This is a genomic window from Sphingobium sp. HDIP04 (assembly GCF_000445085.1).
Taxonomy (GTDB): domain Bacteria; phylum Pseudomonadota; class Alphaproteobacteria; order Sphingomonadales; family Sphingomonadaceae; genus Sphingobium; species Sphingobium indicum.
The window spans coordinates 1-20,894 of record NZ_ATDO01000123.1; the positions used below are offsets into that span (position 1 = coordinate 1).

Sequence of the window (20,894 nt, forward strand, 5' to 3'; positions counted from 1 at the left end):
GCGCCGCGTGGGCGGCGCCCGGCCTGTCAGCGGCGCATCATTGCGCGTGCTGGATATTCACCGCCGCCATCTTGCCGCGCTTGTCCTGCTCCAGATCATAGGAGACGCGGTCCTTTTCGCGCAGGGTGGCGAGACCGCCGCGCTCCACCGCGGAGATGTGGACGAAAGCGTCCGGGCTGCCGTCATCGGGGGCGATGAAGCCATAGCCCTTGTCGGCGTTGAAGAATTTGACGGTTCCGATGATGCTCATGGGGTATTTCCTTCTTTACGTGGGCGCGTCCCGTGTGGACGGGCCTTGCGCTAGAGGGGCAGGGAAAGAAGGAAGTTTGGTGCCGCAAAGCGCCGAAAGACCGTCGATTTGCGACTATAGCCTTCCCCATATAGGGGCATGGGGGCGGAATAGCAAATCGGCGGGTGCGATCATGCTGCTCCCGCCAGGGCGGCGAAGCCGAAAAAGGCGTCGCGGGCGCGGGCGGCGGCATGTTCATAGGGGCGGCGCTCCGCCTCCACGCGCAGGGCCAGCGCCTGTTCCTCCGCCGTCGTCAGGTCGCGCTCATAGGCGTCGATGTCGTAGAGGGCGTCGCTTTCGTCGCCGTCGAAGCCGGGCGGCGCGGGATAGTCGGTGCGCCAGCCGTCCCTTTCCTCATCCCACCAGATGCCGCGCAGCCGGGCGGCGGCTTCCTCCGGCGGGAAGCTGGCGCGGTCGACCGGCGGAGCGGCGGGAATGGGCCGAAGTTCACACCGTCCATCGAGGGGGTAGAGCGGGGCCTTGCCGCCCTCGCCCAGCGCTAGGCGCGCGGCGACGAACAGCGCGGCGGAGGCGCCGGGCGACAAGGCAGTGGCGGCCTGTTCGATGGCGGGCGCGTCTTCGGGGGAGGCGGGGTCGGGGCAGGCGGCGTGGTCCGCATCTGCGGCCATGGGCTGGGGCGGGGACGGGGCGTCGGGGCGGTCGGGCTGCGCCTGATCCTCCGGACAGAGCATGTCGAGATAGGCGGCGAAATCCTGCGCCACCACGCGGGCGAGGGCGGCGTCGCTGCCCTGCGGCGGGCTGTCGGCCATGCGGTCGAGGCGGGAGAGCATCGACATGGCGAGGCGGTTGTCGTGGCGGTGGCGGGTGATTTCGCCTGCGTCCATGTCCTTGCGGATCACCTCCTCATGGCCGGTGAGGGCGCGGGCGAGCAGATCGTCGGCGAGGCGGGAGCGGGCGATGAGGATGGCGGCGTCCCAGCCCAGGCGAAAGGCCGCGCCGTCGCGGCGGATGCGCAGGGCATAGGCCGAGCGCGGGCTGATGTGGGTGGCTTCGCAGGCGGAGAGAATGATGCCGGTGGCGGCGAGGGTTTCAAGGAAGGCGCGCTGGCGAGCGGGGCTCCAGCCGTCGGCGCGGATCTGCTGCGCGGGGGTGGGGAGGGGAGGGAATTGGCACGTCATGGCAAGGCTCCTTTTTATGGGAGGGTTTGCCGGGAGGGTATCAAAGGTAAGGGATTGTAGGACAGAACAAAATGGGAACGAATGTGTGGGAGTCAGGGATATTGCTGGCGGGTGTGTTTGATGGCCAGTATCTCTATGACTTCGGTGCCGACGCGATAGACGAGCATATAGTTGGGGGTGATAATCGCTTCGCGCGTTTCGGGAACGCGCCCGTCCCGGTGCATATAGGGATGATCGGCCAGTCGTTCGGCAGCATATTCGATCAGTTCAGCGAGCCGTGCGGCTGCGGACGGATTGCGATCGGAAATATAGTCGATGATTTGGCGCGCCTCCTCGCGCGCCTTCGGACGCCAGATGATGTGCGGCATTATGCTTGGCTGAATTTCTTGGCCGCGATGATCGCGCGTAGCTCCGCCATGACCTGATCGTGCGGGATGGACGGTCGGGGGTCAGCCAAGGATGCCTCTATCTGCGCGCGGAACCACGCGTCATAGGCCTCCGCCTCTTCGGTCGTCGCGAACTCGGACTCGATGGGGGTGAGTTTGGTCATGGGTCGGAGAATATCAGCGATCGGGGAGTGTGCCAATCGGTGAGGGATAAGATTGATCCGATTTGGATAAGCAGGCTTACCAGTTGCCCCAGCGTCCTTGATGGCCTTGAGCAGCGGAGGCCTAAGTGCGGGGCATAGCGCCGTCGGTGATACCGAATTCGGCGAAATTTGCGCCCGACTTCTTCGAGCTTGATGGGGTTCAGGGCGGGAGGTCTTCGACGCCATAATCGCCTGCGGTTTCGTGGCGAATGGGTCATCCCTTAGCTTAGATCGAGGTCTTCGGTCAGAGCGCAGGGGGTGCGGACCTGATCCAGCAATCCTTCTGTGCAACCGCCTGCATGAGCCCTCATCTGCAATGATATCGCTAGAGTTGAAGGTAGGGATGAGTAATTGCAAAGATAATCGCAAAGAAAATAGTAGTGCGACGAATTGAGAGGGTTGACGCGGCCCGCTGATCCTCTCATACCTTCATTGCCCGATATCATTGAGGAATCGAGGCGATGATCAAAGGCGGTGACGCCTCTCGGTTGCGGGATTGATATGTCAGATCACTTGGATTCAGCAAAGGAATACCTACGCCTAATGGAGCGATGGCGTAAGGGTGCCGAGACGAAAGGTGATAGCGCGATGGTGGCGACTTATGATCGCCGCCTCGGATTTCTGAACGCGCTTGTTAGTGAAGTGGAAGAATTCCGAAGGATCACCAAGCCAATTCCGGCATCTTACGGAGATCTGAGTGATCTTCCGACCGAATTGATGAAAGAGCTGTCAGGCGTTAAGGTGGATGATCTTGAGCAGCAGATTTATACCGTAATCAAATCCGGCGGAGTAGAGGTCGATTTGGATGCTGTATTGATTGAACTGTTCCGTCGATTTCAAGTCGTTCAAACTCGAAAATTCCTGCAAAATAAACTTTGGCGAATGGCGCAAAAGGAACTGATCTTTTCGGTTCCCAGCCGCAAAGGCGTGTATTCTGCAGTGCGGCCTCAATCTGAGGCCGCTACGGATGCCGACACAAGCCCACAAGCCGATTTCGGCAATTCCTTTGGCTCCTCTCCTGCCTGGGATGATGATCTAGATTCCGAGGTGCCGTTTTGAGCGCCTCAAAAGAGAATGGGGTGCCCAAGGGCACCCCAGACGCGGGAGAGGTGCCAGCCTCTCCAGACTTGAACCTGTGCCTGCAGCGGCAATCGATCCAAGGCGGTTCTGTCCTCGGAAAGGAGGAATGAGATGCTAGTCAGAGTGGCGGCTAGTGGCACCTTGTGGTGCTATATAGCCATTACCAGATTAACATAACGTTCCGGCGTGACGGGCTTCCTCGTCACGTCGTTGGCCTATCACGACCCAATTTTAAGCGCAAACGGAGTTTCGAGCGATGGCGAAGAAGCAGTCGTCTCCCTCAGTCTCATCATTGGCTTCCAAAGTGCTTTCGGGTGCTAAGAAGCCTACCGCCGCAGAGGCAAAGCGACTAGCCGCCTCGGTGCTGTCGCAGGATGAGAAAAAGGGTAAATGACATTTAGCATTTTGCTGGATTAAATGTGAAGCAGCGTGTGGTTGCGAATAACCACACGCTGCTAATTGGGGCCGATCACTCCGCCGCCACAGCCTCCAATCCCAACAACGGCGCGAGATAACGCCCGGTAAAGCTCCGGGCGTTCTTCGCGACCTTTTCCGGGGTGCCTTCGGCCACCACTTCGCCGCCTTTGACGCCGCCCTCTGGTCCCATGTCGATGATCCAGTCGGCGGTCTTGATGACGTCCAGATTATGTTCGATCACGACCACGCTGTTGCCCTGTTCGACGAGGGCGTGGAGGACTTCGAGCAGTTTGCGGACGTCCTCGAAATGGAGGCCGGTGGTGGGTTCGTCCAAGATATAGAGCGTGTTGCCGGTGGCTCGACGCGACAATTCCTTGGCGAGTTTGACGCGTTGGGCTTCGCCGCCCGATAGCGTCGTCGCCTGCTGGCCGACCTTGACATAGCCCAGGCCCACTTCGGCCAGCATCGCCATCTTGTCGCGGATGGGAGGGACGGCCTTGAAGAATTCCACCGCATCCTCGACCGTCATGTCGAGGACGTCGGCGATGGACTTGCCCTTGAACTTCACCTCCAGCGTCTCGCGATTGTAGCGGGCGCCGTGGCAGACGTCGCAGGTGACGTAGACGTCGGGGAGGAAGTGCATCTCTATCTTGAGCACGCCGTCGCCCTGGCAGGCTTCGCAGCGGCCGCCCTTGACGTTGAACGAAAAGCGGCCGGGCTTGTAGCCGCGCGCCTGCGCTTCGGGGAGGCCCGCGAACCAGTCGCGGATGTTGGTGAAGGCGCCGGTATAGGTCGCCGGGTTGGAGCGGGGGGTGCGGCCGATGGGCGACTGGTCGATGTCGATCACCTTGTCGCAATGTTCGAGGCCCGTCACCTTGTCGTGCGGTCCGGCGACGATGCGGGCGCCGTTGAGGGCGCGGGCCGAGGCCGCGTAGAGGGTGTCGATGGTGAAGCTGGACTTGCCCGAACCCGACACGCCGGTGATGCAGGTGAAGGTGCCGAGCGGGATGCTGGCGGTGACGTTTTGCAGGTTGTTGGCGCGGGCGTTGTGGACGGTGAGTTTCTTGCCCGATCCCTTGCGGCGGCGGGGCGGGACTTCGATGCGGCGGGCGCCGTTCAGATAGTCGGCGGTCAGGCTGTCCTTGTGCGCGAGCAGTTCGTTGAGGGTGCCCTGCGCGACGATCTGGCCGCCGTGGACGCCCGCGCCCGGCCCCATGTCGACGATATAGTCGGCGGTGCGGATCGCGTCTTCGTCATGTTCCACGACGATGACGGTGTTGCCGAGGTCGCGCAGGCGTTTCAGCGTGATGAGCAGGCGGTCATTGTCGCGCTGGTGCAGGCCGATGGAGGGTTCGTCGAGGACGTAGAGGACGCCCGACAGGCCGCTGCCGATCTGCGAGGCGAGGCGGATGCGCTGGGACTCGCCGCCGGACAGGGTGCCGCTGGTGCGGTCCAGGTTCAGATAGTCGAGGCCGACATTGTTGAGGAAGCCGAGGCGCTCCACGATTTCCTTGAGGATGGCGCGGGCGATCTGGTTCTGCTGGTCGTTGAGGCGGGTGGGGAGGGTGGAGAAGAAGCCCAGTGCGTCCACCACCGAGCGGCGGGTGGACATGGAGATGTCTTCGCCCGCGATCTTCACCGCCAGCGCTTCGGGCTTGAGGCGGGCGCCGTGGCAGGTCTCGCACGGCATGGCGGTCTGGTATTTGCTGAGTTCCTCCCGCATCCAGGCGGATTCGGTCTGGAGGAGGCGGCGGTTGAGGTTGCCGATCACGCCTTCGAAGGGCTTTTTGACCTCATAGCTTTTCTTGCCGTCGACGAAGCGCAGGGTGACGGGCTTGCCGGCGGTGCCGTGGAGGATGATCAGCTTCACCTCCCCCGGCAGGTCGGCCCAGGGAGTGTCGAGGGAGAAGCCGAACTCCCTGGCGAGGGAGCCGAGAACCTGCATGTAATAGGGGCTGGGCGGGTTGGACTTGGCCCAGGGGACGACGGCGCCCTTCTTGAGGCTGAGGGCTTCGTTGGGGACGACGAGTTCGGGGTCGAACTCCTGCCGTTCGCCCAGGCCGTCGCAGGCGGGGCAGGCGCCCTGGGGGGCGTTGAAGGAGAAGAGGCGCGGTTCGATCTCCGCTATGGTGAAGCCGCTGACGGGGCAGGCGAACTTCTCGCTGAAGACGATGCGGTTTTCGGGGATGCCGGCGTTCTTCATGCCCTTTTTGGTGGAGGTGAGGTCGGCGGCTTCGACAGGCTCAGGGCGAACGGAGGTGGGGGCGGCCCCCAGCGCCTCCGCCACGCTGGTGTCGGCGAGGTCGACATAGGCGAGGCCGTCGGCGAGTTTCAGCGCCTGTTCGAAGCTGTCGGCGAGGCGGGTGGCCATGTCGTCGCTGACGGCCAGGCGGTCGACCACCACTTCGATGTCATGCTTGTATTTCTTGTCGAGGGCAGGGGCGTCCTCGATGGCGTAGAGTTCGCCGTTGATGCGGACGCGGGTGAAGCCGGCCTTCTGCCACTCCGCCAGTTCCTTGCGATATTCGCCCTTGCGGCCGCGCACGACGGGGGCGAGGAGGTAGAAGCGCGTTCCTTCGGGCAGCTGCATGACGCGGTCGACCATCTGGCTGACCGTCTGGGCGCTGATGGGGAGGCCGGTGGCGGGGCTGTAGGGGATGCCGACGCGCGCCCAGAGGAGGCGCATATAGTCGTAGATCTCCGTCACGGTGGCGACCGTGGAGCGCGGGTTGCGGCTGGTCGTCTTCTGCTCGATGGAGATGGCGGGGGAGAGGCCGTCGATATGCTCTACGTCCGGCTTCTGCATCATCTCCAGGAACTGGCGCGCATAGGCGGAGAGGGATTCGACATAGCGGCGCTGACCCTCGGCATAGATGGTGTCGAAGGCGAGGGAGGACTTGCCGGAGCCGGAAAGGCCGGTGATGACGATCAGGCTGTCGCGCGGCAGGTCGACGTCGACGCCCTTGAGATTATGCTCGCGTGCGCCGCGGACGCTTATGGTGGTCAGCATTCGGTAGACCTCTGCCGAGAAATTTGCGTGAGACTCATGGGGGCGTGTTGTTCCAGATTTGTTCTTGGGAGGCAAGGGCCGGTCCGGCGCAAGATAGGGACTGTGCGGCGAAAGGAAAAGGCGGCGGCTTTGCTCCCGCGCCGGGCTGGGTTAAAGGGCGGGGATGAGCGGGATTTCGGTTCGGATGCGGTGCGGGGCGCTGGCCGCCGTAGTGGCGCTGGCGGGGTGCGGCGGGGGCGTCGAATATCGGCCGGTGAGCGACGTGCCGGTGCGGGTGGGCAAGCCCTATAGCGTCAGGGGCGTGACCTATGTGCCCGCCGCCGATCCCGGCTATGACTATCTGGGCTATGCGAGCTGGTATGGCGGGGAGAGCGGCAACCGGACCGCCAATGGCGAGCGGTTCCGGCCCAAGGCGGTGACGGCGGCGCATGTGACGCTGCCGCTGCCGAGCTATGTCGAGGTGACGGCGCTGGAGACGGGGCGCACGATCCTGGTGCGGGTGAACGACCGCGGCCCCTTTGCCGGGCGGGGGCGGATCATCGACCTGTCGCGCGGGGCAGCGGAGCAACTGGGGATCAGGGCTGTTGGCCATGCGCCCGTGAGGGTGCGGGTGGTGGAGCCGCCGGAGAGGGACCGCAGGAAGCTGCGCGAGGGGCGGCAGGCGCCGGAGCGGCCGGTGGTGGACGCCCGGACGCTCGCCAATTTGCGGGCGCAGTTGGCCGGGCAGGGGCGCTGATGTCGTTCGTGGATGCCGGTCGTCGGTTCGTCGTCCGGGGATGCTGCCGGGCGCGGCGGGTCGGCGGATCATCGAATGGGGAAACGGTCCCTTCGCGGCGGCGCTATGATGCAGGGCGAGGCGGCGATCACCGAATCCGGTTCGGCGGTTCGCTGACGACAGTTTGAAAAGAGATCCCGGAGAGCCCGACAGCTTCCTGGATGCACCCCCGGCCATTCCCTTGCGCCGGGGGTGCTTTTTTATGTGCGCTACTTATGGGATGTCTGTAATTTTACGTTAGGGAACGCTTGTTTTCTTGACGTAAAATTGTCGTTCGTCCGGGCTGGACCGCATTTGGTCGACGGGGGCGTCGTTGGCCGAGCGGGAGGGGCGCCGGTCGAACGTGTGAAGCCATGTCTTTGGGCCAGGAGTAAAGCTGAGGCTGCGAAGACGGAGGTGATTTGCCGCTCATATCTTCGCTGAGGTCCGCCGCGAGCGGACAGAAGATAGTTGAGGAGACTTTGTCATGATCGCCGCGAAAATGATCGCTGTCGCCGCTTTGCTGGGCGTTGCCGGTACGGCTTCGGCTGTGGAATTCGAATCGAACGGCAGGACTACCGAGGTTCGCTATAACGATCTCGATCTGTCGAGCGCGAAGGGGCAGAATGTCCTGAAGGGGCGCATCTGGCGGGCTGCGTGGAGGGTGTGTGAGCGTGGCGCGACCTCTGCCGAGATCAGGAAATGCCAGACGGTTGCCGCCGACCATGTGCGCGGCGCGGTGGAACTGGCGATCGCCAAGGCCGGGAGTGGCGAGCGCTTTGCCGACAGGGGCAAGGATGAGGTCCGCTTGGGGAATTGAGGTTTTAGGCCTAGGGTGCGTTTTCAAGGAAGGCCCGGCGGTTGCCGGGCCTTTTTGTTTTGGGAGCGGAGTGTGATGGGGTGACGTTGCGCATTTCCCCTCCACCACCGCCTTCGGCGGCGGTCCCCCTCCCCATCCTCGATGGGGAGGATTAATAAGGGTCAGCGGCCCGCCAGGGCGCGGGCGTTGGCGAGGTAGGTGCGGCCGATGCGGATTTCCGTGTCGTCGGCCAGGCAGGCGGACCAGACGCCGCTGCCGTCGTGGCGCAGCCGGGCGATATGGTCGCGGCGGACGATGTGGGAACGGTGCAGGCGGACGAATTGCTGCGGGTCCAGCCGGTTTTCCAGCGAGCTGATCGTCTGGTGCAGCAGATAGCTGTTGGCCCCGACATGCAGCCGCATATAGTCCCGCTCCGCCTCTATCCGGTCGATCTGGGCGGCGCCGATGCGGATCAGTTCGGAGCGGTGGGGCACCCAGAATTCCTGCGCCCATTCCGGCTCCTCCTCCGCGCTGGTGGCGGGGGAGGGGGCGGCGCGGTTGCCCAGCGCCTGTTCGACCCGGTCGATGGCGCGGGACAGCCGTTCATGGGCGACCGGCTTTAGCAGATAATCCACGGCGGCGAGGTCGAAGGCCTCCACCGCGAAGCCCTCGAACGCGGTGACGAAGATCACCGCCGGGCATATGCCCATGCGCGAGGTCGCCCGCGCCACGCCTATGCCGTCCAGCAGGGGCATGGCGATGTCGAGCATCACCAGGTCCGGCTCCAGCCCCTCGATCAGGCGCAGCGCCGCTTCTCCGTCGCTGGCGGTGCCGACCAGAGCGATGCGCGGTTCGCGGGCGCAGAGCATTTGCAGGCGTTCCACGGCCAGGGGTTCATCGTCGACGATCAGCGTTCGGATGGTCATGGGTTCAACCTTTCACGGATCGCGCCAGGATGTGCGGAGATTTCGTTCGGGGCGAGGCGAAAATGGTGGATTTTGAGAACCTCGAAACGAGGCGCGTGACTCGTTTCGACGCAGCGTACTTCAGTACGTGAGCACCGGAAGCGCAAAAAGCCGCCATTTGCAGCCCGTCCCGGACGAAATCTCCGCACACCCTAGCTCCTGCGGATGATGGGGAGGGTGAGGTCCACCGCGAAGCCGCCGCCGGGGCGCGGGCCGTAGTCCAGGCGGCCCTGTTCGCCGAAGCGGGCGGTCAGGCGGTCGCGCACATTGGCGAGGCCGATGCCGCTGCCCGCGTCGGCCTCGCGGGGCGGCTTGTCGCCATTGTCGGTGACGCTGATGTGGAGCATGCCTTCCTCCTCCCGCGCTTCGATGGCGATGGCGACCGGGCTGGAGGTGCGCGACACGCCGTATTTGATCGCGTTTTCGACCAGAGGTTGCAGGATCAGGCCGGGTACGCAGGCATTGAGCAGCCGGTCGGGAATCCGGATGCTGGTCGACAGGCGATCCGGGAAGCGGACCGCCTCGATGTCCAGATAGAGTTTCTGGAGATGCACCTCCTCCTCCAGCGAGACATCCTCCAGCGGGTCGCCGGTAAGGCTGGTGCGGTAGAAGTTGGAGAGGGAGAGGATCATCTGTTCCGCCTCGTCGCGCCGGTCCTTCATGACCAGGGAGGAGAGCGAATTCAGCGTGTTGAACAGGAAATGCGGGTTCACCTGATAGCGCAGGGAGCGCAGTTCGGCCTGCTGGGCGGCGCGTTCCAGCCGGTCGGCGCGGCGTTCCACCCGATGCGCCTCGCTGGCGTAGGAAAGGGCGAGGTAGAGGCCCGCCCAGGCGGCGAGGAAGAAATAGCGGCTGATCGCGTCCTCCACGATCTGCATCAGGGCGAAACCCTGTTCGCTGGCATATTTCTGATAATCGGAATCGGGAAAGAGCGAGGCCGGGTCGTAGATGTTGAAGACATAGAAATTGGCCGCCGCCGTCGCCAGCGCGAAGGGCGCGGCGAGGGTGAAGGCGGCGATGATGCGCGTCGCGAGCGGCTGGCGGTCGAAGCGGCGCAGGCAGAGATAAAGAACCCAGGTGACGACGATGCCGATCACCGTCACCACGGCGCGGCGGGCGGCCATGGTCCCCTGCGCCTCGAACCCCATGACGGAGGCGCGCAGCGTCACCAGCACCGCGTAGAAGAACCAGAAACCCAGTATCGAATAGAGTGCGACCGTCGGCGGCACGCCCGGCTCGCCGTCCTCGTTTTTCATGCTCATGGGCGGAAGTCTAGGCCAAGGCGGGGGCGCTGTCGCCCCTGGACGGCGAAGCTGGTCGAAGGGTTCCATGCGTTGGTCGATAGGGGGAGCGGGCGGAACCCGCCCCCGCCGCCGTCCGTTTCATGGCGCGAGGCGCTGATGCGTTCAAAAGGAGAGCATGATGAACGACAAGACCGATATTCGGCCCAACAGCCGCGAGGAAGCGGGCGACAAACGGTCCACCGACGCGCAGGACCATGCCGTGACGACCGAGGAGAAGCTGGACGAGGGATTGATGGACAGCATGGATGCGTCCGACCCGCCGTCCGCTACCGCGCCGGGCGACAATGGCGATCCGGTTCCGTCATCCGGTTTCCCGGAAGGCGAACAGGGATCGGGAGGCAAGGGCCATCCCGAAGGCAAGGGCGGAAAGGACGGGCGATAGACGCTGGGGGAAATCGTGATATGATCGGTTGGAGGGCAGCCGCGACGTTGCCCTCCGCAGGTGAGAGGAGCCACTTCATATGCCGACTTCCGCCACTCCCGCGATCGAGCGCATCGCCCGCGTGCTGGCGGGGCGCCAGCTCAGCCTGAACGGCGAGGGCAGCGATCCGCATGCGGCGAGCGCAGTCGACGCCAGTTGGCAGGACCATGTCGACGATGCCTATGCGATCCTGCACACGCTGCGCGAACCCGATGCGCAAATGGCGCAGGCGGGCGACGTGGCGGTGTGGCGCAGCATGATCGGCGCGGTGCTGGAGCGGCGCGCGGATTAGGGGATTGGGGCCGGGGCGGCCCCGCCATTGAGCGACCGTGCTCCTGCGAAGGCAGGAGCCGGGTCCGGGCGGTGCGATGGTCCATAGAGGGCGGAACTGGGCTCCTGCCTTCGCAGGAGCACGGTGCGCTTTGGACCGAACGCTCTCTCCGGCGCGCTGTCCCTCCGTTGGACGCATTCATGAAAATTACATGTTGCGCCGCACAAAGAAAAATGATTCCCTATGCTTGTCGGCAGAACCGGCGCTTAAGCTTGCAGTAACCATAGGGGGCGCATGTTCTGCTTACGACTTGAAGTCGGAGGGCAAAGACATGGGCACGAGTGCAAGACCTGCGGACGGGGCGATCACCCTGGCGGAATTGCGAGAATTCGCCAGTTTCCCGGCCGCTACGCAGCGTTACATCCGAAGATCGCTGGACATCGGACTCCATCGGCGCGACGCCATGAAGCTGTGGTCGCGCGACATGGTGGAGGAAGCCAGCATCCGGGCGCAGGCGCGGGTCTACGGGCGGCTGGACGAGATCAAGGCGCGGGTGCCCGACGACAGCGGCCTGGACCAGATGGAGCCGTTCATGGCGCCGCTGGTGACGGTGTCCGCCTTCGACCTGGGGCAGGACCGGCTGTGCAGCTTCTCGGCCTATCGCTTCCTCTATGAGCGGCTGTTGGGGGCGGGATCGCGGCCGTGGCTGCCGGGCGCCTTCTGCGCGGCGGCCAGCCTGCCGCATCTGCACCCCGAAAAGCGCCGGGCGCTGCTCCAGTCGATCAGCGAGGCGGCGGCGACGGCGGTCGGATGGTCGAACCGGGAGCCGACCTTCTATCCCGAATGGGTCGAGAAGGTGGACCTGAGCAAGGCGAACTGAACGGGCGGTCCGGGTCCGTCCGGGGGGACGGGCGCGGGAAACGCGGCGATGACGGCGCGGCGGGCGAGGCCCGGCGCGCCGTTGCCTTTTCCTGTCCGGAAGACCCGCCATCCCATTGATCCAGATCTGGATTATCATCATCGACTTGCCGGCGGAACTATGCCCTATTGCCGCCCGCAGGCGCGAGCCTGCGTGCGACCCAACTGAAGCCCCGCCCTTCTTCGCAAGAGGCGGGGCTCCTTTGCCTTTGGCGAGGAAGGACGGGCGCGGTTGGCGGAACGCCAGCCCCTGAATCGCAAGCCCCTGAATCGCAAGCCCTGAATCGCAAGCCCTTGAATCGCTGGTCGCAGTTCCTAGATCGGGGTTCGTCACTCTTCCCCTTGGAGTGACGCCTCCCTGAACCTTGGCCCCGCCGTGGAGCTTGCTCCGGCGGGGTTTCTTTTTCGGCCGGGTCGGTGCCGTTCCGCCTTCCTTGCCGATAGCGATTGACAGGCATAAATGTGTAGATACACATATAGGGGCGAATCGGTATGATCGAACCGATGGGGTTCGGTCGCGCCGCTTCGGTGGAAGGCGGCTGGAGCATCGCGCGGGAAAGGCGGGAACCGATCCGCTTGGAACGATGCGACACCAAAAGCTCCGGCCCGAAGCCCTCGCAATCGTCGCGGCGGGGTGGATCTGTTTTCGACGCTTGTCGGGGACAGGCCTTTCCAATCTCAAGCAGAGCCCATCGGTCGAATGGGCCTTCCCGGGAGGGGGATTGATGATGATGAAATGGAAGGCTGTGCTTTGTCTTGCCGGCGCGGCGGTGGTCGTGCCGGTTGCCGCTCATGGTCAGTCGCCGTCCGGACCAGCCGGGGAGGCGCCGGCATCGGCGGAACCGGCCGCCAGCCCGGCCGACATCGTCGTGACGGCGCAGAAGCGCGCCCAGAGCCTCAGCACCGTGCCGATGTCGGTGACGGCGCTGACCGGGGAGCAGCTTGCGGCGCGGGGGATCAACGACGTCCAGGATCTGGCGAAGGTCACGCCCGGCCTCAATTTCGTGCAGAGCGGCAGCGGCGTGCCGGTCTATTCGCTGCGCGGCGTGGGCTTCTACGACACGGCGGTGGGTGCGCGCCCGACCGTCAGCGTCTATGTCGACGAGGCGCCCTTGCCCTTTTCCGTGATGACGACCGGCGCCGCCTTCGACCTGGAGCGGGTGGAGGTGCTCAAGGGGCCGCAGGGAACCCTGTTCGGCCAGAACGCCACGGGCGGCGCGATCAACTATATTGCCGCGAAGCCCAGGGATGAGCTGGGCGCGGGCGTGACGGCGAGCTTCGCGCGCTTCAACACGCTGGACGCGCAGGGCTATGTCACCGGCCCGCTTGCGCCGGGCCTCAACGCCCGCCTGGCGGTTCGCGGGGTGCGGGGCGACGGATGGCAGCAAAGCTATACCCGCAACGACAGCCTGGGCCGCCAGCGCATGCTCCAGGGCCGGTTCCTTCTGGACTGGCAGGCGTCCGACCGCCTCAGGCTCTCGCTCAATCTCAACGGTTTCATCGACGATGGCGACACCCAGGCCGGGCAGTTGCTGACGGTCATTCCGCTGTTCGCGCCCTTTGCCGCCACGATACCGCTCGTCACCAACTATCCCCGATCGCCTGAGACGCCCCGCGCCGCCGACTGGAACGCCGATACGCCGTTCCGGAAGGACAACAGCTTCTACCAGGCGGTGCTGCGCGGGGATTACGAACTGACCGACGACATCACGCTGGTCTCGCTCAATTCCTATTCCCGCATGCGCATGCACCAGCGGATCGACCTGGACGGCACGTCGCTGTCGAACGGCGACCAGACCGTGCGCGGGCGGATCACCTCCTTCTCCACCGAGGAGCGGCTGACCGGCAATTTCGGGCCAGCGACGGTCATCCTGGGCCTGAACTACGCCTATGACAGGACGCGGGAAGATGCGTTCTGGTCCATGCCTTATTCGACCCAGAACAGCTATTTCACGCCCCTGACCAACGACGTCGCCGCCGCGCCCTATGGCTATCAGGACTTCAACACCTATGCGGCGTTCGGCAATGTCGACTATGACATCGGCCGCCTGGTCACGCTGCACGCCGGCGCCCGCTATACCAAGGCGGACCTCCGCTATGAAGGCTGTTCGCGGCCGGGCAACCAGCATTCGGCCGATGCCTCGACCCGCCTGTTCAACGGCGTGCTCGCCATGGTGGGACGGCCGCTGATCCCGCCCATTCCGCTGAACGGCTGCTCCGCGCTCGACAACAACCTGGCCTATGCGGAGCATATCGGCGGAACCTTCAACGAGGATAGCCTGTCCTGGCGGGTGGGCGTCGACGTGAAGCCGGCCGAGCGCGTCCTGCTCTATGCGAATGCCAGCCGGGGCTACAAGGCGGGCAGCGTGCCCGTCCTTTCGGGCACCAGCGTCGACCAATATGTTCCGGTGAAGCAGGAAAGCGTGGTCGCGCTGGAGGCGGGGTTCAAGGCGTCGCTTTTCGGGCGGCTGGTCGACGTGACCGGCGCGGCCTTCAACTATGACTATTCGGACAAGCAGCTTCAGGGGCGCATCATCACGCTGATGGGGCCGCTGATCGCTCTGGTCAACGTGCCCAAGTCCCGCGTTCGCGGCTTTGAGGGGCAGGTCACGGTCTATCCGACCAACGGCCTGTCGCTGACCGCCGCGGCGACCTACCTGGACTCGAAGGTCACGTCCGACTTCATCAACTACACGATCATCGGCACGCGCAAGAATTTCATCGGCAATGATTTTCCCTATACGCCCAAATGGCAGGTCAATCTGGACGGCAATTACAGGTTTCCGGTTTCATCGCGGCTGGATGCCAATCTCGGCGTCAACTACAGCTACCGGACCAGCACCAATGCGGGCTTCGGCAACGAACCGCTGCTCTACATGAAGGACTATGGGGTGCTCGACCTGCGCGCCGGCTTCGGCAGCAGCGACGGCAGGTGGCAGGTCAGCGCTTTCGGGCGCAACGTGACCAACAGCTATTACTGGACCAACGTCGCCAAGCTGTTCGACGTGGTCCGCAGGCTGGCCGGGCAGCCCGCGACCTACGGCATCCAGATGAACTGGCGGCTCTAGCCGCGAACGACCGTCCGCAGCTTATGGGGTCTCCACCGGGCCTTGAACGCCAGGCTTCGCGCCGCTTTTCCGACCAGGACATGCAGGCGGGAGCCGTGCACCGCCTGCCACGCATGCTGGGCGACCTCCTCCACGGGAGTGAGCTTCGCCCCGGATTTCAGCACGCGGTCCCGCTTGCTGTCTTCGCTGGAACCGGGCGTGCCGGCCAGCATCGGCGTGTCGACAAAGCTGGGAAAGAGGCAGCGGACCTTGATGCCCGAAGGCCCCCATTCCACGTCCAGCGCCTCGGAAAGGCCGCGAATGCCGTATTTCGTCGCCGAATAGACCGCCAGGCCGGCCGATCCGTAAAGCGCCGACGCGCTCGCCATGTTGAGCAGGCAGCTTCCCGCCGTGGCGGCGAGATAGGGGTGGGCGGCATGCGCGCCGTACATCATCCCGCGCAGGTTGATGTCGATCAGCGCATCGATTTCATGCTTCGCGGCATGCTGGAACGGCCCGCCCAGTCCGATGCCGGCATTGTTGAACATGACGTCCAGTCGGCCGCCGCTGAACTTCGCGAATTCGGCCAGGCTGCGGTCCCATTTATCCCTGTCGCGCACATCGAGGAGATGGAGCGAAGTATGCCCTTGGGGCAATTGGGCCGCCGTTTCCACCATGCCGGCTTCGTCGATGTCGGCAATGCCCACCAGCCAGTCTTCCGCCGCGAAGCGCAGCGCCACCGCCCTGCCGATCCCCGATCCGCCCCCGGTGATGAAGATCGCCCTGGGTTCATGCATCCAATCTCTCCCCGCCTGTCCGGCGATCATGTTCGTTGACCGGCCGGAGCTTGGCGGAATTGGTTTAATTTTACAACCATTACGTCAGAATGTCGGCCATCGGCGCCGCGCCGCATATCGCCCGTCAGGGGATTCCCCGCTATGCGTGTCCTTGGGAGATTCGAGGTGACGGTGACGGGCAGTTCGGGGAAATGCGGGATGCGCGCTACCGGGAAGGGGAAACCGGGCCGTGGCGGCTGAAGACGGAGGGGGACAGGCCTATTTCCTGCCGATGGACGACGGGCGGTTCATGCCCACGCCCCATGCCGGGGGCGCGTGGAACGTCGCCGAACAGCATGTGGCGCCCGCCATCGGCCTGCTGGTCCATGCGGTGGAGGCCGATCATGCCGCGCGGCGCGCCGACCGATTGCAGGTGGCGCGCCTGTCCTGCGACATATGGGGCACCATGCCGATCGAGCCGGTCGGCATCGACGTCGCCGTGCTGCGGCCCGGCCGGACCATCGAACTGGTGGAGGCCCGGATCAGCCATGGCGGCCGTCCCGCCATCGTCCTGCGCGCCTGGCTGGCCCAGGCCTATGACAGCGGCGGCATGGCGGCGGTCAATTTTCCTTCCCTGCCGCCGCCCCAGGCCGTGCCCGCATGCGACCTGTCCCTCCTCTGGCCGGGCGGCTTCATCGCCAGCGTGGAGGTGAGGCGGGAAGGGCAATGGCCGGGCCGCGCCCGGTGCTGGGCGCGTTCGCCGCTGGCGCTGCTGGAAGGGCGGCAGGTGTCGGCGGCGGCGCGGTTCATGGGCCTGGCCGACATCGCCAACGGGCTGGCGCCGCTTGCCTCCCCGCAGGAGGCGGCCTTCCCCAATCTGGACCTGACCGCCCATTTCCTGCGGTCGCCGGTGGGCGAATGGATCGGTTTCGACACCAGCGTTTCCGCCGGGCCGACGGGCATCGGCCTGACGCACAGCATCCTGCACGATGAAGGCGGGGCGTTCGGCACGCTCTGCCAATCCCTGACGATACGCCCGAAGGACTGAGGCGCGCCGGTTGCCCAGCGTCACCGCCGGGCGGCGCGATCCGTCCGGCCGGGCGTCGCGTCCTCCAGTTCCATCGCGCCCTCCAGTTCCACCGCGCCCTCCAGTTCCACCGCACGTTGCAGGCGGCGGCGCACCTTGACCGCCGCCAGGTCGTTGGACAGCAGCATGGGTTTCAGGTCGAAGAAATCCTCGCCCCCCATCTCCCGCTGGGCGGCGGCGATGATCGGGCCATCCTCCGTCTCGAAGGCGGCGTGCATGGCCGCCGTCTTGAACGCGTTATAGTCGCCATCCTCTTCCGCATGGTTGCGGCGGGTGGCGAAGAAATAATGGGTCTCATTCTCGTCGCCCGGCGTGCAACTGTGCAGGTCATATTGGCTGATGCCCTGTTCGAAGGGCGCGTCGTCCTGCGCCGCCGCGATCGACAACTGGATATTGGCGGGCGCCGTCCAGGTGACGCGGATGCTGTGGCGGGCCGCCTCCTCCGGCCGGGGCAGGAAGGGGGCGAAGATGCCGATGGGCGGGGTCTGGCTGTAGTCCCAACTGGCGGAGACGCTGTTCTCCGTCTCCTCCACCTGCGGGATCAGCGGCGACAATTGCCCCCGCGTCGTGATGATTTCGCCATGGACATAGTCGACATGGCTGAGGTCCATGACATTGTCCAGGATCAGGCGGTAATCGACCGGCAGCTTCATATAGGTGTGGCCGACGCCGTTGGCATGGCCCCTGTCCAGCGGCGAGAAGTCGGGAAGCAGGGCGGGATCGGCAGCCTCCTCCGCCATCCAGATCCAGATGAATCCGTGGCGTTCGATCAGCGGAAAGCCGCGCACGACCTGTCCCCTGGGCAATTGGCCGCGACCGTGCGGGTTGTGGACGCAATGGCCGCCGGCGTCGAACCGCAGCCCGTGATAGGGGCAGGCGATGGCGTCGCCCATCCGGCTGCCCATGGAAAGCGGGGCGAAGCGGTGCGGGCAGCGGTCCTGAAGGGCGACCGCCTCGCCCCGCGCGTCGCGGAAGATGAGGACCGACATGCCCAATATCCGGCGGTGGAAAAGCTGCGTCGCGTCGACTTCGCTGGAGAGGGCGGCGACGTACCAGGCGCGTTTCAGATACAGGCTGCTTGCCGACATGATCATCCTTTTCCCATGGTCGCCGCACCCGTGGCGGCGGATGCGGGGCGACCAGCAAGCGGCGTGCCAGATCGCGCCGCGCGGTCCTGCCGATGCGGCCGAGGCCGCCGAAATGCCGGTCCCGCGCCGGGAAAAGGGGGCGGGAAGGAAAGGGCGCCCATCGCCCCCGCGGCGGGCGGGCATGATCGGGCTGTTGAAAATCATCCGACATTGCCCCTATGACTGTCGAATATTAAACAGGAGAGGACATGGCGCGGGCAGGCGGATCGGCATCCGGCAAGTCGGGACTGGGCACGGCATTTCACGATGGCGGGGTCGCGCCGGTGGGCGAGAGCGACCTTGCCGATCTGCGCGACAGCTTCCACTTCGACCCGGCGCGGGCGGAAATCCGCCTGGGCAAGCGGCGGATGCTGCTGGTCGACGACATCGTGCTTGGCCAGTTGCGGCGGGAATTGGTGCGCGCTCTCGGCTATGAAAGCGCGCGCATGCTGATGTCGCGCATCGGCTATGGCACCGGCGTCGCGGATGCGCAGCTCGCGCAGGAATTGCGGCATAACGGCACCCTGGAGGACATCTATCGCGCCGGGCCGCAATTCCATGCGCTGAAAGGGGCCGTGCAGGTCGAGGAACTGGCGTTCGAGGCGGATTTCGAGGCCGGGCGCTTCCATGGCGAATATGTCTGGCACAATTCGGCGGAATGCGCGTCCCATGTGCAGGAAATGGGCATCGGCGCGCATCCGGCGGGATGGCAGCAGGCGGGATATGCTTCGGGCTATGCCTCCACCTTCTTCGGCCGGCCGATGGTGTTCCGCGAACTGGAATGCATCGCGATGGGGCATGACCGCTGTTATCTGGTCGGGCGGCCGGCGGACGAGTGGCCGGACGCCGACAACGAACTGCGCTGGTTCCGCGCCGACACCTACAGCCGCCGCCCGCCGCCGCCGGACAGCGCGGCGCCGGTCGACGCCGACCTGCATATCGGCGCCCGCGCCATCGTGGGCGCGTCGTCCGGCTTCAACACGGTGCTGCACCTGGTGGACAAGGTCGCGCCGACCATGGCGCCGGTGCTGTTCCTGGGCGAAAGCGGCGTCGGCAAGGAAGTGTTCGCGCGCGAGCTGCACAAGCGCAGCCGGCGGGCCGACAGGCCGATCGTCGCGGTCAACTGCGCCGCCATTCCAGAGACATTGCTGGAGGCGGAACTGTTCGGGGTGGAGAAGGGCGCCTTCACCGGCGCGATCGCCACGCGCCCCGGCCGATTCGAGCGGGCGGCGGGCGGCACGCTGTTCCTGGACGAGATCGGCACGCTGTCCCTCGCCGCGCAGGGCAAGCTGCTGCGCGTGTTGCAGGACGGCGATTATGAGCGGGTGGGCGGGACGAGGACGCTGACCGCCGATGTCCGCCTGATCGCCGCCACCAATGCCGACCTGCGCGCCGAGATGGAGGCGGGCCGTTTCCGCGCCGACCTGTTCCACCGGCTGAGTCCCTTTCCCGTCTATATCCCGCCGCTGCGGGAGCGGCGGGCGGACATTCCGGTGCTGGCCAATCATTTCCTCGCCCGTCTCTGCCAGCGGCACGGGCGCGGCCTGCTGCGCCTGGAGGCGGAGGTCGTCCGCGCCTTCCACGACTATGGCTGGCCGGGCAATATCCGCGAGATGGAGAATCTGGTGGAGCGCGGCGTCATCCTGGCCGGGGAGGGGGAGGCGATCGGCCTGCACCATCTGACGCTGGGCGTGGGCAACCGGACCGAAGGCTTCGTGCCCGACCCGTTCCGCGATTTCGTCGCGCGCCGGTTTCGCGGGGGCGGCGGGGGCGCGGAGGCGGATGTCGGCGCGATGCTGCTCGACAGCGGGCTCAGCCGGCAGGAGATCGCCGACCGGCTGATCGCGGCCGCGCTGGAACGCAGCGGGGGCAATGCCAGCGCCGCCGCCGCCGCGCTGGGCATGACGCGCGCGCAGGTGCAATATTGGAAGGGGCGGCGGGGCGGATGAAGGCCCGCTTCCGCTATCGAAGGCCGCGGTCGGCCGGCGGCCCCGTCACCGTCTTCACCGCCTGGCGGAAACCTTCGATCAGCGGCGATTCGTCGCCGGAACGGCAGATCATGCACAGGTCGAACGCGGCCGGACCGTCATCTTCGGCCAGCGGCACATAGACCACGTCCGGCAATTGCAGCGTGCGCGCCGATTCCACCGCCGCCGCCAGTCCCACGCCGCTCGACACGAAGGCGACGGCCGTCACCACGTCATCGACCGTCTGCACGACATTGGGTTCGATGTTGAGATCGTGAAAGGCGCGCAGCAGGAAATTGCTGAACCCGCCCGACTGGCTGGCGCGGGGGTAGAAGATCATCGGTTCCCCCGCCAGGTCCGACAGGGCGATGGATGCGCGGCCCGCCAGCCGGTGATGGCGCGGCATGGCGATGATCATCGGTTCATGCACCACGCTTTCCCATTGCAGTCCGGGATATTCGAGGAAGAATCGGTTGAAGCCGATGGCGATCCGCCGTTCCTGCAACGCCTTAACCTGCGTGTCGCGGTCCATATTGTGCAGGACCACCTCGACATTGGGATAGCGCTTTCGAAATTCGAGCACGATGCGCGGCACGATGTCGAGCACGGCGGACCCGAACACGCCCACGTCCAGCCGGCCGAGCGCGCCCTGGCCGATCAGTTGCGTCGTGGCGCAGGCCTGTTCCACCAGGTTCAGGATGTTCACCGCCTCCGTATAGAGGGCCTGCCCGGCGGCGGTGGGTTCGACGCCATGCCGCTTGCGCACCAGCAGGGACACGCCCAGCACTTCCTCCAGATACTGGATCTGGCGGGTCAGCGGCGGCTGGGACAGATGGAGTTCCTGGGATGCGCCCCGGATGCTGCCGTGGCGCACGGTCTCCACGAAATAGCGCAGGTGGCGGATGTCGATGCGGTTCGCGAACATGTCTTGCGC

The 20,894-nt window shown here is 65.4% G+C and carries 19 protein-coding genes; 9 read left to right on the forward strand and 10 right to left on the reverse strand.

Translation table 11 applies throughout. The features are described from left to right. Positions 1-37: 37 nt before the first annotated feature. The 4 genes from L286_RS43185 to relB form a co-directional block, all read right to left on the reverse strand. On the reverse strand, positions 38-250 hold the full coding sequence (locus tag L286_RS43185; protein ID WP_007684722.1) for a cold-shock protein: 213 nt from the start codon (positions 248-250) through the stop codon (positions 38-40). Between the two features lie 170 nt (positions 251-420). Next, positions 421-1,428: a hypothetical protein gene (locus L286_RS43190; RefSeq protein WP_020818434.1), complete on the reverse strand. Its 1,008-nt coding sequence runs from the start codon at positions 1,426-1,428 to the stop codon at positions 421-423. Between the two features lie 92 nt (positions 1,429-1,520). Further along, complete coding sequence (locus L286_RS43195; protein WP_020818435.1) at positions 1,521-1,796, reverse strand: type II toxin-antitoxin system RelE/ParE family toxin; 276 nt, start codon at positions 1,794-1,796, stop codon at positions 1,521-1,523. Further along, the gene (gene relB / locus L286_RS43200) at positions 1,796-1,978 is read right to left on the reverse strand and encodes a type II toxin-antitoxin system RelB family antitoxin (protein WP_021223925.1); all 183 of its coding nucleotides are present in this window, start codon (positions 1,976-1,978) and stop codon (positions 1,796-1,798) included. Before relB ends, L286_RS43195 begins: the two co-directional genes overlap by 1 nt. A gap of 582 nt (positions 1,979-2,560) precedes the next feature. Between relB and L286_RS48680 the strand changes: the two genes are divergently transcribed. Then, on the forward strand, positions 2,561-3,076 hold the full coding sequence (locus L286_RS48680) for a hypothetical protein (protein WP_037444360.1): 516 nt from the start codon (positions 2,561-2,563) through the stop codon (positions 3,074-3,076). A 490-nt stretch (positions 3,077-3,566) separates the two neighbouring features. Here L286_RS48680 and uvrA read toward each other — a convergent pair whose 3' ends face one another. Next, on the reverse strand, positions 3,567-6,524 hold the full coding sequence (gene uvrA, locus L286_RS43205) for an excinuclease ABC subunit UvrA (protein WP_020818438.1): 2,958 nt from the start codon (positions 6,522-6,524) through the stop codon (positions 3,567-3,569). A gap of 163 nt (positions 6,525-6,687) precedes the next feature. Between uvrA and L286_RS43210 the strand changes: the two genes are divergently transcribed. Together L286_RS43210 and L286_RS43215 are read left to right on the forward strand one after the other, a co-directional pair. After that, positions 6,688-7,260 (forward strand): septal ring lytic transglycosylase RlpA family protein, encoded by a 573-nt coding sequence (locus L286_RS43210; RefSeq protein ID WP_020818439.1) that lies wholly within the window; start codon positions 6,688-6,690, stop codon positions 7,258-7,260. A gap of 505 nt (positions 7,261-7,765) precedes the next feature. Continuing rightward, entirely contained in the window at positions 7,766-8,098 is a 333-nt protein-coding gene (locus L286_RS43215) for a UrcA family protein (protein ID WP_020818441.1), read from the forward strand. A 161-nt stretch (positions 8,099-8,259) separates the two neighbouring features. On the opposite strand, the gene L286_RS43220 is transcribed toward L286_RS43215, so the two are convergent. After that, positions 8,260-9,003: a LytR/AlgR family response regulator transcription factor gene (locus tag L286_RS43220; RefSeq protein ID WP_013039610.1), complete on the reverse strand. Its 744-nt coding sequence runs from the start codon at positions 9,001-9,003 to the stop codon at positions 8,260-8,262. Positions 9,004-9,194: 191 nt separating this feature from the next. Then, entirely contained in the window at positions 9,195-10,304 is a 1,110-nt protein-coding gene (locus tag L286_RS43225; RefSeq protein ID WP_007684750.1) for a sensor histidine kinase, read from the reverse strand. 157 nt (positions 10,305-10,461) lie between these two features. On the opposite strand from L286_RS43225, the gene L286_RS43230 reads away from it, so the two are divergent. From L286_RS43230 to L286_RS43245, 4 genes are all read left to right on the forward strand, one after another. Beyond that, a complete protein-coding gene (locus L286_RS43230) occupies positions 10,462-10,728 on the forward strand; it encodes a hypothetical protein (protein ID WP_013039612.1) in 267 nt (88 codons plus the stop codon). A 79-nt stretch (positions 10,729-10,807) separates the two neighbouring features. Continuing rightward, positions 10,808-11,059, forward strand: a complete 252-nt coding sequence (locus L286_RS43235) for a hypothetical protein (RefSeq protein WP_007684754.1) — start codon at positions 10,808-10,810, stop codon at positions 11,057-11,059. Positions 11,060-11,369: 310 nt separating this feature from the next. Continuing rightward, a complete protein-coding gene (locus tag L286_RS43240; protein WP_007684757.1) occupies positions 11,370-11,918 on the forward strand; it encodes a hypothetical protein in 549 nt (182 codons plus the stop codon). A gap of 763 nt (positions 11,919-12,681) precedes the next feature. Further along, positions 12,682-15,024 (forward strand): TonB-dependent receptor, encoded by a 2,343-nt coding sequence (locus L286_RS43245; RefSeq protein WP_021223927.1) that lies wholly within the window; start codon positions 12,682-12,684, stop codon positions 15,022-15,024. On the opposite strand, the gene L286_RS43250 is transcribed toward L286_RS43245, so the two are convergent. Further along, entirely contained in the window at positions 15,021-15,800 is a 780-nt protein-coding gene (locus L286_RS43250) for an SDR family oxidoreductase (RefSeq protein ID WP_007684761.1), read from the reverse strand. The two genes, L286_RS43245 and L286_RS43250, sit on opposite strands and share 4 nt — an antisense overlap. A gap of 229 nt (positions 15,801-16,029) precedes the next feature. On the opposite strand from L286_RS43250, the gene L286_RS43255 reads away from it, so the two are divergent. Then, on the forward strand, positions 16,030-16,827 hold the full coding sequence (locus tag L286_RS43255) for a thioesterase family protein (protein WP_013039615.1): 798 nt from the start codon (positions 16,030-16,032) through the stop codon (positions 16,825-16,827). Positions 16,828-16,847: 20 nt separating this feature from the next. On the opposite strand, the gene L286_RS43260 is transcribed toward L286_RS43255, so the two are convergent. Beyond that, positions 16,848-17,954 carry an aromatic ring-hydroxylating dioxygenase subunit alpha gene (locus tag L286_RS43260; protein WP_025160913.1) on the reverse strand — a complete coding sequence of 369 codons (1,107 nt, stop codon included), beginning with the start codon at positions 17,952-17,954 and terminating at the stop codon, positions 16,848-16,850. 248 nt (positions 17,955-18,202) lie between these two features. On the opposite strand from L286_RS43260, the gene L286_RS43265 reads away from it, so the two are divergent. Further along, positions 18,203-19,942: a sigma-54-dependent Fis family transcriptional regulator gene (locus L286_RS43265; RefSeq protein WP_020818445.1), complete on the forward strand. Its 1,740-nt coding sequence runs from the start codon at positions 18,203-18,205 to the stop codon at positions 19,940-19,942. A gap of 13 nt (positions 19,943-19,955) precedes the next feature. Here the strand turns inward: L286_RS43265 and L286_RS43270 are convergent, their stop codons facing one another. After that, positions 19,956-20,885 carry a LysR family transcriptional regulator gene (locus L286_RS43270; protein WP_013039618.1) on the reverse strand — a complete coding sequence of 310 codons (930 nt, stop codon included), beginning with the start codon at positions 20,883-20,885 and terminating at the stop codon, positions 19,956-19,958. Positions 20,886-20,894: the final 9 nt, after the last annotated feature.

Bases quoted from the DNA above. Each gene is read 5' to 3' on its own strand.
- L286_RS43195 (WP_020818435.1), bottom strand. From the start codon at position 1,796: ATGCCGCACATCATCTGGCGTCCGAAGGCGCGCGAGGAGGCGCGCCAA.
- L286_RS43210 (WP_020818439.1), top strand. From the start codon at position 6,688: ATGAGCGGGATTTCGGTTCGGATGCGGTGCGGGGCGCTGGCCGCCGTA.
- L286_RS43230 (WP_013039612.1), top strand. From the start codon at position 10,462: ATGATGAACGACAAGACCGATATTCGGCCCAACAGCCGCGAGGAAGCG.
- L286_RS43185 (WP_007684722.1), bottom strand. From the start codon at position 250: ATGAGCATCATCGGAACCGTCAAATTCTTCAACGCCGACAAGGGCTAT.
- L286_RS43220 (WP_013039610.1), bottom strand. From the start codon at position 9,003: ATGACCATCCGAACGCTGATCGTCGACGATGAACCCCTGGCCGTGGAA.
- L286_RS43265 (WP_020818445.1), top strand. From the start codon at position 18,203: ATGGCGCGGGCAGGCGGATCGGCATCCGGCAAGTCGGGACTGGGCACG.
- uvrA (WP_020818438.1), bottom strand. From the start codon at position 6,524: ATGCTGACCACCATAAGCGTCCGCGGCGCACGCGAGCATAATCTCAAG.
- L286_RS43215 (WP_020818441.1), top strand. From the start codon at position 7,766: ATGATCGCCGCGAAAATGATCGCTGTCGCCGCTTTGCTGGGCGTTGCC.
- relB (WP_021223925.1), bottom strand. From the start codon at position 1,978: ATGACCAAACTCACCCCCATCGAGTCCGAGTTCGCGACGACCGAAGAG.
- L286_RS43225 (WP_007684750.1), bottom strand. From the start codon at position 10,304: ATGAGCATGAAAAACGAGGACGGCGAGCCGGGCGTGCCGCCGACGGTC.
- L286_RS48680 (WP_037444360.1), top strand. From the start codon at position 2,561: ATGGAGCGATGGCGTAAGGGTGCCGAGACGAAAGGTGATAGCGCGATG.
- L286_RS43190 (WP_020818434.1), bottom strand. From the start codon at position 1,428: ATGACGTGCCAATTCCCTCCCCTCCCCACCCCCGCGCAGCAGATCCGC.
- L286_RS43270 (WP_013039618.1), bottom strand. From the start codon at position 20,885: ATGTTCGCGAACCGCATCGACATCCGCCACCTGCGCTATTTCGTGGAG.
- L286_RS43250 (WP_007684761.1), bottom strand. From the start codon at position 15,800: ATGCATGAACCCAGGGCGATCTTCATCACCGGGGGCGGATCGGGGATC.
- L286_RS43240 (WP_007684757.1), top strand. From the start codon at position 11,370: ATGGGCACGAGTGCAAGACCTGCGGACGGGGCGATCACCCTGGCGGAA.
- L286_RS43260 (WP_025160913.1), bottom strand. From the start codon at position 17,954: ATGTCGGCAAGCAGCCTGTATCTGAAACGCGCCTGGTACGTCGCCGCC.
- L286_RS43245 (WP_021223927.1), top strand. From the start codon at position 12,682: ATGATGATGAAATGGAAGGCTGTGCTTTGTCTTGCCGGCGCGGCGGTG.
- L286_RS43235 (WP_007684754.1), top strand. From the start codon at position 10,808: ATGCCGACTTCCGCCACTCCCGCGATCGAGCGCATCGCCCGCGTGCTG.